General features: G+C 70.1%; 8 protein-coding genes. 4 read left to right on the top strand and 4 right to left on the bottom strand.

The genetic code is table 11. The features are described from left to right. Positions 1-92: 92 nt before the first annotated feature. The 4 genes from OHS59_RS27440 to OHS59_RS27425 form a co-directional block, all read right to left on the bottom strand. Complete coding sequence (locus OHS59_RS27440) at positions 93-1643, bottom strand: acyltransferase family protein (protein ID WP_328496028.1); 1551 nt, start codon at positions 1641-1643, stop codon at positions 93-95. Continuing rightward, positions 1640-3847 (bottom strand): glycosyltransferase, encoded by a 2208-nt coding sequence (locus OHS59_RS27435; RefSeq protein ID WP_328496027.1) that lies wholly within the window; start codon positions 3845-3847, stop codon positions 1640-1642. Before OHS59_RS27435 ends, OHS59_RS27440 begins: the two co-directional genes overlap by 4 nt. Continuing rightward, positions 3847-5058, bottom strand: coding sequence for a hypothetical protein (locus OHS59_RS27430; protein WP_328496026.1), 1212 nt, complete (start codon positions 5056-5058; stop codon positions 3847-3849). The genes OHS59_RS27435 and OHS59_RS27430 overlap by 1 nt, the downstream gene beginning before the upstream one ends. 341 nt (positions 5059-5399) lie before the next feature. Then, entirely contained in the window at positions 5400-6380 is a 981-nt protein-coding gene (locus OHS59_RS27425; protein ID WP_328496025.1) for a LysR family transcriptional regulator, read from the bottom strand. An 83-nt stretch (positions 6381-6463) separates the two neighbouring features. On the opposite strand from OHS59_RS27425, the gene OHS59_RS27420 reads away from it, so the two are divergent. The 4 genes from OHS59_RS27420 to OHS59_RS27405 all read left to right on the top strand — a co-directional run bounded on the left by OHS59_RS27420 (position 6464) and on the right by OHS59_RS27405 (position 11553). After that, entirely contained in the window at positions 6464-7828 is a 1365-nt protein-coding gene (locus tag OHS59_RS27420; protein WP_328496024.1) for an MFS transporter, read from the top strand. Between the two features lie 545 nt (positions 7829-8373). Then, positions 8374-9669: an ABC transporter substrate-binding protein gene (locus OHS59_RS27415; protein ID WP_328496023.1), complete on the top strand. Its 1296-nt coding sequence runs from the start codon at positions 8374-8376 to the stop codon at positions 9667-9669. Further along, positions 9666-10682: a carbohydrate ABC transporter permease gene (locus OHS59_RS27410; protein WP_328496022.1), complete on the top strand. Its 1017-nt coding sequence runs from the start codon at positions 9666-9668 to the stop codon at positions 10680-10682. The genes OHS59_RS27415 and OHS59_RS27410 overlap by 4 nt, the downstream gene beginning before the upstream one ends. 49 nt (positions 10683-10731) lie before the next feature. Continuing rightward, complete coding sequence (locus OHS59_RS27405) at positions 10732-11553, top strand: carbohydrate ABC transporter permease (protein ID WP_328496021.1); 822 nt, start codon at positions 10732-10734, stop codon at positions 11551-11553. The last annotated feature ends 46 nt before the right edge of the window (positions 11554-11599 follow it).

The raw sequence follows: 11599 nt of genomic DNA, 5'->3' as shown, positions 1-11599 counted from the left end.
ACATGGTCACCGAGACAGGCGCAACGAAGCGCGGGCCAAGCTTTCTGCTTGGCCCGCGCAAACACCACCGGAAGCCGGCAGTCCGTCCGTCCCTACCTCGCCCGCGCCCGGGAGCGAGGCCGGGAGTGGGAGTGGGACGCCGATCCCGAACCGGTTCCCGGGCCCGAATGCGCACCCGGCCGGGCCGGTTTCTTCGACCCCGTCGGCCAAAGCCGCGGACTCCGCTTCGCCGCCAGGTCTTCGATCCAGCCGACCGCGAGGATGGCGAGGCCTATCAGCGGCCAGACCAGGACGAACATCCACACCATGTACGTGGCGTCCAGCAGGCCCACCATCTGGTCGTTCATGAAGGGCAGTTCGTAGAGCTGGTCCAGGATCGGGACCGTCGCCATGATGAGGAGGTTGTGCCACAGGTAGATCGTCATGGCACGGCTGTTGGAGAGGGTGACCAGCTTGTCCCAGCGCTTGAGGCGGCCTGGGAGGTCCTGCCAGGACGGCGAGTACTGGAGCAGGATGACCACGAACCCGAAGGACCAGGTGGCCTGGGCCAGCGGGATGTCGTTCAGGTCCCAGCCGTCGGGGCCCAGGTGGCCGGACGCCCACCACAGGCCGAAAGCCATCAGCAGGGTCGAGCAGGACACCGCCACATAGCGCGGGATCTTCTGCAGCATGCCCTCGTAGTGGGCGAACCCGAGGACCCAGCAGCCGCCGTAGACCGCGAAGTCCGAGACCGCGTTGCCCGTCTCACCGGGGATGGTGACGATGCCCGTACCGACCACGGCCGTCAGGCCGAGCGGGGCCAGCAGCGTCGGCCACGGGGCCCGTCGGAACGCCCACAGGAGCAGCGGGGACGCGAGGACGAACCAGAGGTACGCCCGCAGGTACCAGAGCACGCCCGCCGACTGGACCGCCCACGTCTGCTCCAGGAGGCCCGACTTGTCGCCGATGCTCCAGGGGAACGGCGGGGCGCCGACCGGTACGACGTAGTTGAAGAGCTCGATCATGCCCCAGGTGCCGCCGTTGTCGGGGTCCTCGGAGATGTTCCAGCCCGCGGCGAACATCATGGCGAGCATGACCGCGCTGAACACCCACAGGGGCGGCAGGAGCCTGCGTATCCGGCCGCGGATCACGCCCAGGGCCGGGCGCTTCAGCGAACGGGCCATCAGTGAACCGGCGAGCGCGAACATCACGCCCATGGACGGGAAGAGCACCGTCAGCCAGGCCCAGCCGAACAGGTGGTAGGCGACCACGCGGACCAGTGCCAGGGTGCGCAGCAGGTCCAGGTAGCGGTCACGGCCGCTCGCCTTCTTCGGCGCGGCGGCTGCAGGGGTGGCGGGGTTGGCGGGGGCGGGGACGGACGGTGCGAGGGACGCGGCGGACGCGGAAGGCGCGTCGAACGGCGATCCCGGATTCTCCGCCGGAACCCTCGTGCCGAACGTGTCGGACGAGCCCGACGAGCCGGATGACCCGGATGTGTCGTCCGTGTCGAACGGGGACATCACCCACCTCGCGTCGTACCCGGACTCCTCCGGACGGGCCTCCGGACGGGCCTGCGGAGCGTCGGCCCGCTGGCGCGGGACTCCGAAGGACGGGGTGTTCTCCGGTGGTGTGGCGCCCGAATTCGTGGTGCGGCCGTGCGTCATCCGACGGGCCTCCGATTGCTTCCGCTGCCGCTCTCCGCGCGCTGCCGTGGTACCGGGCCGGCCGCCGCGCCCGGCGCCGAACCCACGACGCCGGTGCGCCGCAGTTTCTGCCAGCGCAGCCGGCCGCCGGTGAGGGCGGTGATCCAGGACTGGAGGAGGACCACGTACATGAGCTGGCGGTAGAGGATCTGCTGCAGGGGCAGCGAGATGAGGTGGGTCATGCGTTCCTTGTCCAGCCTGAAGGCGTACGCGGCGCAGATCGCCTGGATGGCGAGGACGCCCAGCCAGGCGCCGATCGTCTTCTCGGTGGGGCCGAACACGATCCCGTACAGCAGGAAGACGTCGATCAGGGGGGCCAGGAGCGGGGCCAGGACCATGAAGAAGGAGATCAGGGGCAGGCCGACGCGGCCGAAGCGGCCCGAGGGGCCCCGTTCGATGACCGCCTTGCGGTGCTTCCAGATGGCCTGCATGGTGCCGTACGACCAGCGGTAGCGCTGGGACCACAGCTGCTGGACGGACTCCGGGGCCTCGGTCCACGCGCGGGCGTTCTCCGCGTAGACGACGCGCCAGCCGTCGCGGTGCATCGCCATGGTGATGTCGGTGTCCTCGGCGAGGGTGTCCTCGCTCATGCCGCCGACGCGCTCAAGGGCCGAGCGGCGGAAGGCTCCGACGGCTCCCGGGATCGTCGGCATGCAGCGCAGCATGTCGTACATGCGGCGGTCGAGGTTGAAGCCCATCACGTACTCGATGTGCTGCCAGGCACCGATGAGCGAGTCGCGGTTGCCGACCTTCGCGTTGCCCGCGACGGCGCCCACGCTCGGGTCGCCGAAGGGCTGCACCAGTTCGCGCACGGTGGCCGGCTCGAAGACGGTGTCGCCGTCCATCATGACGATGAGGTCGTGCCGGGCGTTGGCTATGCCCCGGTTGAGGGCGGCGGGCTTGCCCGCGTTGAGCTGGCGCACGACGCGTACGTTCGGCAGCCGCAGGTTCTCCACGATGCGGGCGGTGCCGTCGCTCGAACCGTCGTCGATGACGACGACCTCGATGGGCTGTTCGCTCGCCACCAGCGAATGCACGGTGGCCTCGATGCACTTGGCCTCGTTGTACGCGGGCACCAGCACCGAGACCGGTTCGGTGACCGGCGGCCCCCAGCGGAAGTTCTTGCGGCGCACCCGCCGGGCGTGGGCGATGGACAGGACGAGCATCAGGCCGAAGCGGGTGATGACCAGCGTGCCGATGACGGCGAGGCAGACGACGAGGCCGTCGGTCATCTTCTCGGAGAACTGCACCGCCCAGGTCCAGGCCTTGCCCTTCCACAGGTCGAGTCCGGTGACCTGGGTGTGGGCGCTGGGGGCGCCGAGCGCACCGGTGAGGTTGTCGAACTCGTAGCCCTGCTTCTGCATCTGGGGCAGGAAGCGGTCGAGCGCCTGGACGGTCTGGTGGCGGTCGCCGCCGGAGTCGTGCATGAGGACGATGGCGCCCTTGCCGCCCTTGGGGGTGGCGCGGCGGATGATCTCGTCGACGCCGGGCTTCTTCCAGTCCTCGCTGTCGGTGTTGTTGACGACGGTGAGGTAGCCGCGGCTGCCTATGTACTCGGTCACCGGCCACGACTTGTCGTCCATGGCGTCGGCGAACGAGGAGTACGGCGGCCGGAACAGCGACGTACGGATGCCGGCCGCGCCCGCGAGCGCCAGCTGGTTCTGCGACAGCTCCCAGTCGATGCGGCTCTTGGACTGGAAGGAGAGGTCGGGATGGTTGAAGGTGTGCAGGCCGACCTCGTGGCCCTCGTCGACCATGCGCTGGACGAGGTCCGGGTAGCGCGAGGCCATGGTGCCGGTGACGAAGAACACCGCGTGCGCGTTGTGCTTCTTCAGGACGTCGAGGACCTTGGGGGTCCACTCGGGGTCCGGGCCGTCGTCGAAGGTGAGGACGAGGTGGTGCTTCGGCACGCTGAGGCTGGCCGTGCGGCCGCCGCGGGTGTCGATGACCGGACCGCCGTCGAGAATCTTCTCGGGTACGCGGTCGGTGGCGGCCTCGGGCTGGATGCGGTGGTCCGCGAGGATCTCGCTGTGTACGTACCCGCGCAGCATCAGCATCGCCATCAGGGCGATCAGGATCAGCGAGGGCAGCAGGTAGCGCATGGGCAGGCGTCGGCGCCGGACGGCGCCCCGACCTGCGCCGCGCTTGCTGGTGCGGCGTGCCATCAGAGGATGTTCTCCGGGGACGGGGTGGGGGGGCTCGGCTCGATGGGAGTCGGCTCCGCCGTGAGCGGGGCGTCGGCAACGTCGTTGGTGCCGCTTCCGGCGGGAGCCTCCGTGGTGGGGCCGTCCGTGACGCCGGTGTCGGTCGGTTCCGGATCGGGGTCCGGTGACGAGGGGACTTCGTCGGTGGGATCGGAACCGGGGTCGGGCGAGTTGTTGCTCCCCGTGCCCGGCTTGGTGGTGCTGGCCGAGGGCTTGGGGTCTGCCGACGTGTCGGGAGCCTTCGCGCTGGCCGACGCGTCGGCCGAGAGGCTGGCGCCTGGCGAGGGGGTCGTGCCCTCGGTGCCGGACGCGCTCGCCTCGGGCGAGGCACTCGCGGAGCCGGAGGGGCCCGCGGAGTCGGTGGGCAGCGGCGGGGTGTCGACCTGGCCGGCCGGTGAGTCTCCCTGCTGGTCCTTGATGGGCAGCCAGGGGGCGTTCGAGTTGCCCGATATGAGGGTGATGAGGATGGCCACCGCGTAGACGGCGCAGGCCAGACCGACCGCCATGCCTATCCTGCGGTACCTGCGGCTGCGGCGACCCGTCTCGTCGACGAAGACCGGGCCGTCCGAGGCCTCCTGGGCGCTGGGGGCACCCTTGGCCTGCTGGACGAGCCAGTCCTCCAGCTGCCGTCCCACACCGTCCATCTGGACCGTGACCTCGTGCGGGTCATGCGTGTGCTCGGGGTGGTCGGACTCCTGCCAGGAGTCCAGTCCGGCGGCTTGGTCGGGGTCGTACCCGGCGGTCCGGCCCGCGTCGTATCCGGCGATCTGGTCCGCGCCGTACGCGGCGGTCCGACCGGCGCCCTGTCCGGAGCCGTGCCCGGAACCCTGCCCGGCGCTCCGTCCTGCGGCCTGCCCGGCGGCCGGGTCGGACGCGGAGCCGAACCCGGAGTCGGACGCGGAACCGAACTCGGAGCCGCCGGTGCTTCCGGGAAAGCGGTCGGTGCTTCCGGGGAACCTGGCGGTGTCCTGGTGGTCGTCGTCTCTCTGCCGCGGCACGGCCGCGGCAGCCTCACGGCGGAACCAGCCGTCGGACGGCGAGGACTGCGAGGAGGACGGCACGGACGGTCCGAACGCACCCGACGGCCCGGGTGAACCCGACGGCCCGGACGGTCCCGGCTCGCCCGATATGCCCATGACCTTGGTCGCGTCCGGCCCACCGGAGACGCCCATGACCTCGGTCGCGTCAGAGCCCCCGGCATGGCCGGAAGCGCTGCGGAACGGCTGATCGGGACCATTCAGAAGCGGCCAGCCGGCCGCCTCACGGGCCGGGCCGTCCACACCGCCGGCACCAGGCTGATCGGAATCATTCCGACCCGGTTGAGCGTCTTCTGGCCAACTTTTCACGCGCACGTGCATCCCCCCACGGGAATCGTTCTGGGGTGGCGCGTGCGACCCGGATACTCGCACGTCGTCGTCCGGAACCGGACCCCCATCCGGTCCGAGCGCCCCCTTTATCACACTGCACCCGGGCCACGAATGTATCGCACGTAGCCATGAGTGAGGGTTATGTGTCAGATCCGACTCATCATGATGAGTGCATCTGTGGCCGGAATCCAACCATCGGAAGGTCGCTCCAGCCATCCCTCGTCCGCCGCGAGTCGTGCCGCCGCAGCCCTCAGTGCTTCAACTCCACGATGCACCAGACCCTTCCGCCACACCAAAGACACCGGCGACAACGGGACAGGGTCGACCAGGGGGCGAAGCGTTGAACCCGGCATGGCCGGAAAGTCCACCACGGCCAGAACAGGTGTCCGGGTCTTGGCCATGATCCTTCGGAACTCCTCGGTGCCGACGGCCAGCGGCGCGGGTGACGCGACCTCGATCCCGCGTCCCTCGAAAAGCTGACGGGCCAGGTCGGTCCATTCAAGCGTCCGGGGGTTGCCGGCGCCCGCGTAGACCCGCTCCCCAGCCAGGGCGGCGAGCGGTACGGCGTCCAGGGCGGCCAGGTGGTGGTCCTCGGGCAGCACGACGGCCATCGGCTCGTACCGTACGGGCTGCTGCTCCAGGCGGGCACGCAGCGCCGGGTCCAGGCCCGCGAACCGGCCGAAAGACGCGTCGAGCCGGCCGGCCAGCAGCTCGGCCGCGGCGCCGGTGAGGCCGCTCTCGAAGCGGGTCATCAGTTCACAGTCGGGGGCGAGTTCGCGGGCCAGGGCCAGGACCCGCCCGGAGACGAGGCCCGGACTGTTCACGTCCACGAGCAGGGGGCGCTCGGCGCCGGCCCGCCCGAAGGCCGCGAGCAGCTCGTCCTGCGCCTCCAGGGCCCGCCGCGCGTACGGCAGCAGCCGCTCGCCGTCGGTGGTGAGCGCCACCTGCCGGGTGGTGCGTACGAAGAGGCCGGCGCCCAGTTCCCGCTCCAGGCGCCGGATGTCGCGGCTCAGGGCCTGCTGGGCGACGTACAGGCGGTCGGCCGCGCGCGTGAAGTGCAGGTCCTCGGCGACGGCGAGGAAGGCGCGGAGCAGGCGGGGGTCGAGATGGGCGGGGTGGGCGGGCATCGGGAGAACTTACAACGTGGATGCGTGAATCGGTACGGAGAAGGTGTTGGACCCCTGGTGAGGGCTCGGGCGAACGTTGATCCATGCCGCCACAGCCCCCTCGCCCCGCCACCCGGCCACGCCCTCAGGAGCGCCCGACCGTCTTCGCCGTGACCGCCGACTCGCTGGTCGTGGCCGACTTCGGTCCACGGCGGGGGCCGCGGACGGGCGGCCGGAAGAAGCCCTCGCGCAATCCCTACCGCCGGCTCTTCGACATACCCGGCACCCGAGCGTTCACGATCGGGAATCTGATCGCCCGTCTCCCGATGGGGATGTTCAGCGTGAGCGCCGTGATCATGATCGCGGGGACGCGGGGCTCGTACGCGCTCGCGGGCGCCGTCACCGCCACCGGGCTGGCGGCGACGGCGGTCGTCGCGCCCTGGACCGCGCGTCTCGTCGACCGGCACGGCCAGGCCCGGATCGCCGTGCCCGCGACCGCGGTCGCCGCGCTCGGTTCCGTCGCGCTGCTGCTCTGCGTCCGCCTCGGGGCGCCCGACTGGACGCTGTTCGCCGCGTACGCGGCCACGGCGACCACGCCCAACACCGGAGGCATGTCCCGGGCGCGCTGGGCCCATCTCCTCAAGGGAGAACCGGGCCGGCTGCACACCGCGAACTCCTTCGAACAGGCCGCGGACGAGCTGTGCTTCATGTTCGGACCGGTGCTGGCCGCGCTTCTGTGCGGGGCGCTCTTCCCGGAGGCGGGCACCCTCGTCGCGGTCGTCCTGCTGCTGACCGGGGTGCTGGTGTTCAGCGCCCAGCGCTCGACGGAACCGCCCGCGCGGGGACGTACGGACGCCGGTTCCCCCTCCCCGCTCCGGGCGCCCGGAATCCCTCCGCTGCTGGCCGGTTTTCTCGCCACGGGCGCGGTGTTCGGGTCGATGGAGGTGGTGACGATCGCGTTCGCGGACGCACAGGGGCACCGGGCGGCGGCCGGGGTGGTCCTCGCGCTCCAGGCGGCCGGGTCGTGTGCGGCGGGGCTGCTCTACGGGGCGCTGAGGCCGAGGGCGCCTGTCGGGCGTCGGTACCTCCTGAGTGTCGCCGCGATGGTTCCTCTCATGTGCCTGCCGCTGGTGGCCGCCACGTTCGGGGGCGGCGGTCTGGTGGTGCTCGGTCTCGCGCTGCTGCTCGCCGGGATGGCGACGGCGCCGACGATGGTCACGGCCATGACGCTGCTCCAGCGGCGGACGCCCGAGGGGCGGCTGAACGAGGGGATGACGCTGGCGGTGACGGGGCTGTTGGGCGGGATCGCCTGCGGGTCCGCGCTCGGGGGGTGGGTGGTGGAGCGGGGGTCGCCTGCGGCGGGCTATGGGGTGCCGGTGGGGGCGGCCGTGACGGCGCTGGTGATCGCCCTCACGTACCGGCTTCCGCCGTTCCCCGCCCCCCTGGACAGCAGGCCTCCCGTCGGGTGACTGGCCTACTCGGGTTGCCCGCGCAGTTCCCCGCGCCCCCGAAACGACAGGCCGGACGTCAGGTGGCGAGCCGACTTCAGTCACCCGCGCCGTTCCCCGCGCCCCCGAAAACCTCAGGCCGACCATCACGTGACGAGCCGACTTCAGTCACCCGCGCCGTTTCCCCGCGCCCCTGAAGACGACCGGCCGAGCCGGAGCCCTCCGGCACCTCTCAGGCGCCGCCCGTGCCCCCGATGCGGCGCAGCCGCGTTTGGGGGCGCGGGGAACTGCGCGCTCAGCCCCGGGCGGGCCGCACCCCGCGCACCACCCCCGGACACCCTCCCCCGGTGCGATGTACCCCCACACGCCCTCCCCCCGGACGGGGCCCCGTCCGGCCCACCGAACACCCGCCCCAATTCGCGCGCACCCCATTGACTCCCCCGGAGCCCCCACATACGTTCCCCCGTCGAAGCGCTTCGACGGCACTCGTCGAATCGATTCGACGAGCGCGCCGCGTGAGTGATGCGCGAGGTCCGATACCCATCCGGCTCCCCTGGAGGCACAGGATGTTGACGGCACGAAGGCGAGTGATGGCGGCGGCAGCCGCGGTGGTGAGCACCACCCTGCTGCTGGCCTCCTGCGGTGACTCGGACAGCGGGTCCTCCGACGGGAAGACGCTGAAGCTGTGGCACTACGAAAGCCCCGACAGCGCGATGGCGGTGGCCTGGAACGCGGCCATCAAGGAGTTCGAGAAGACCCACCCGGGCGTCAAGGTGAAGTTCGAGGAGAAGGGCTTCGAGCAGATCCAGAAGACCGCCCCGATGGTCCTCAACTCCAATGACGCGCCCGACCTCATGGAGTACAACAAGGGCAACGCGACGGCCGGCCACCTCTCCCAGCAGGGCCTGCTCACCGACCTGTCGACGGAGGTCACGAAGCACGGCTGGGACAAGAAGCTCAGCGCCGGTGTGCGGACCACCAGCCAGTACGACGCCAAGGGCGTGATGGGTTCCGGCAAGTGGTTCGGGATCCCCAACTACGCCGAGTACACGATGGTGTTCTACAACAAGGACCTCTTCAAGAAGTACGACATCGCCGAGCCGAAGACGTTCGACGAACTGACCGCCGCCATGGACACGTTCGTCGACAAGGGCGTCACCCCGCTCGCCAACGCGGGCGCCGAGTACGTGGCCCAGCAGTACCTGTACCAACTGGCGCTGTCGAAGGCCGACCGCGCCTGGGTGGACTCGTACGAGCTCTACAAGGGCGAGCCGGACTTCCACGACGCCGCCTGGACGTACGGCGCCGAGACCTTCGCGGACTGGGTGAAGAAGGGCTACATCAGTAAGAAGTCGACCAGTACGAAGGCCGAGGACGCCGGGCTCTCGTTCATGCAGGGCAAGAGCCCGATCCTGTTCTCCGGCAGCTGGTGGTACGGCCGGTTCGCCGCGGAGAACAAGTTCGACTGGGGCACCTTCCTGTGGCCGGACTCGAACATGACCCTCGGCTCGGGCGGCAACCTGTGGGTGGTCCCCAAGGGCGCCAAGAACAAGGAACTGGCCTACGACTTCATCGACATCACCATGTCGAAGAAGATCCAGAACATGCTCGGCAACAAGGGCGGCGTCCCGGTGGCCGCCGATCCCGCCGCCATCACGGATCCTCGGGCCAAGGGGCTCATCGCCAACTTCAACACCCTCTCCGAGCGGGACGGTCTGGCGTTCTATCCCGACTGGCCGGCTCCCGGCTTCTACGACGTCCTCGTCTCCGAGACCCAGAAGCTGATCACGGGGAGCGCGAAGCCCGACGCCTACCTGGACGCGGTGAAGGCGGCGTACGACAAGGGCGTACAGGACCGATGACGGTCACCGTCGAACAGGGCGGCCGGGGCAGCGGGGGCAGGGGTGACAAGGGCCGGAAGGGCGGCGGGAGCGGTGGCGTCGTCGAAGCGCGTCACCACTCCAGGAGCCCCCGCCGCCCCCGCGACTCGTACGCCCTGTTCCTGCTCCCCGGAGCCCTCGCCTTCTTCGTGATCGTCGTCGTGCCCTTCCTGATGAACACGGGCGTGAGCTTCACCGAGTGGCAGGGCGTCGGCAGCCCGAAGTGGACCGGGCTCGCCAACTACCGGGAGCTGATGGACGACGCGGAGTTCTGGGCGTCGTTCCGGCACAGCCTCTTCATGGTCGTCGCGATGGCGGTCGTACCGACCGCCCTCGGGCTCGTCCTGGCCGCCGCCCTCTTCGACTACGTCGGCAAGCACTTCGGCGGCAGGACGGCCGCCGTGCTGCGGGCCTGTTTCTATCTGCCGCAGGTGCTGCCCATCGCGGTCGCCGGCATCGTGTGGAGCTGGATCCTCGCCCCGGAGAACGGCTCGCTGAACGAACTGCTGAAGGCGGTCGGCCTCGGGGGTCTCCAGCAGGACTGGCTCGGCGATCCCGACCTCGCGCTCTACAGCGTCATGGGCGTGATGGTCTGGGTGCAGCTCGGCTTCCCGCTCGTCATCTTCATGGCGGGCCTGCAACGCGTCGACCCGCAGTTGTACGAGGCCGCCGAGCTGGACGGCGCCGGCTGGTGGCGGCGGTTCTGGCACGTCACGCTGCCGCAGATCAGGCCCGAGATCTACGTCGTGCTGCTCTGGTGCACGATCGCCGCGCTCAAGGTGTTCGGCGCGGTGTACGTGCTCACCAAGGGCGGGCCCGGCGGGGCGACGGACGTGCCGTCGTACTTCTCGTTCACCACGTTCTTCGAGAAGACACAGGTCGGGTACGGCGCCGCGATCTCGACCGTGCTGACCGTGATCGTCCTGGTGCTCGCCGTGGTCGGCCTGAAGCTCCAGACCCGTGCCGAGGACGCCGAACAGGGAGTCGTGCGATGAGCGCCGAGCGGGGAACCGCCCCCACGAATCCCCGGCAGGGAGCCGCCCGATGACCGCCCTCCGCCGTTACCCCGTCCTCCTCGCCCTGGTCATCGGCGCCCTGTTCATGGTCCTGCCCTTCCTGATCGTCACGGTCAACGCGGTGAAGTCGCCCGCCGAGTACGCGGCGAACGGCCCGCTGAGCCTTCCCGAGGGCGTCTACCTCGACGGGCTGAAGGACTTCTGGGAGCGCGTCGACTTCGGGCAGAAGCTCGTCAACTCGGTGCTGATCAGCGGGTCGGTCGCCCTCGGCGCGGTCGTCCTGTCCGTCCTCAACGCGTACGCGATCGGCATCGGGCGGGTCAAGGGCCGCACCTGGGTGCTCGCCTTCTTCGTGCTGGCGAACATGCTGCCGCAGGAGGCGCTGGTCTACCCGGTCTACTACCTGAGCAAGGAAGCCGGCCTGTACGACACCCGGCTGAGCGTGATCATCGTCTTCACCGTGATCCAGGCCGCCTTCGGCACGTATCTGCTCTCCGCGGTCCTCACCCAGTTCCCGCGCGAGATCATCGAGGCCGCCCGGATCGACGGCGCGAACAAGTGGCAGGTGCTGTGGCGGATCGTGGTGCCCGTCAGCCGGCCCACCATCGGCGTGCTGCTGGTCTTCTTCTTCATCTGGACCTGGAACGAGTTCCTGCTCCCGCTCGTGATGCTGATCTCCAACGACAACCAGACCGTGTCGGTGGCGCTCGGCGTCCTCCAGGGCCAGCGCCTGATGGACGCCACGATGACGAACGCGGCCGCGCTCCTGGGCGTCCTGCCCGCCATCGTCTTCTTCCTCGTCTTCCAGCGGACGCTCACCCGCGGCATCGCCGTGGGTGCCGTCAAATGACCGGCGACCCTCAACCCTCAACCCTCCACCGTCATACAAGGGGTGT

This window comes from Streptomyces sp. NBC_00414 (assembly GCF_036038375.1).
Lineage (GTDB): Bacteria > Actinomycetota > Actinomycetes > Streptomycetales > Streptomycetaceae > Streptomyces.
The sequence above is the reverse complement of the archived record's forward strand: the minus strand, read 5'-3'. Positions and strand labels throughout refer to the sequence as shown.